This window comes from Vibrio sp. 1249-1 (assembly GCF_033340495.1).
Map to the genome: position 1 here is coordinate 1 of NZ_JAWOWJ010000932.1, position 567 is coordinate 567.

Sequence of the window (567 nt, forward strand, 5' to 3'; positions counted from 1 at the left end):
CTTGAGCACGTAGACGTTGTGCTTCTTTGGCCTGTTCTTTAAATGACAACTCAATCTGTGCCGACATCATATTGATGCCATCCACGACCGCGATCAGGTCTTTGGTTTTAGGGCGAGTGAGTGGCTCACCAAACTGGTTGTTTGCGATGTCGTGCATTTTCTTCACGATAGCAGCCAGTGGTTTTAGAGAACGACGCAGAATGTAAGAAATCGCAATCAATCCGGCTAGGAAGATGACGCTAAACGCAGATAGCAAACGGATAAAACCTTGCCATAGTTGTTCATACGCCGCGCCTGGGTGGCTGATGATTTCGACTTCGGCCAGTTGCATCCAACCACTGGTGACCACGCGTTTATCGTGAATCGCTTTGAACAGATTCATGTCGATAAACCATTGCGGAACGGTGCTTGGTTTTACTGGGTAAGAGCGTACGATCTGGTAATCAGAATCTAACGCGGTGAGACGCACCACTGAGTAGGTACTGCCGTCAAATAATGCATTGATTACCGATTCAACGGCAACCTTGTCTTTATCTTTTAGGTAAGGTGCTAACGCCAAACCCACGG

Annotated in this window: 1 protein-coding gene; it reads right to left on the reverse strand. The window is 47.6% G+C overall.

From position 1 onward, the window contains the following. On the reverse strand, positions 1-565 hold a 565-nt coding region (locus tag R7Z50_RS29770; protein WP_318150051.1), incomplete at its 3' end, for a LapD/MoxY N-terminal periplasmic domain-containing protein. Positions 566-567 lie beyond the last annotated feature (2 nt).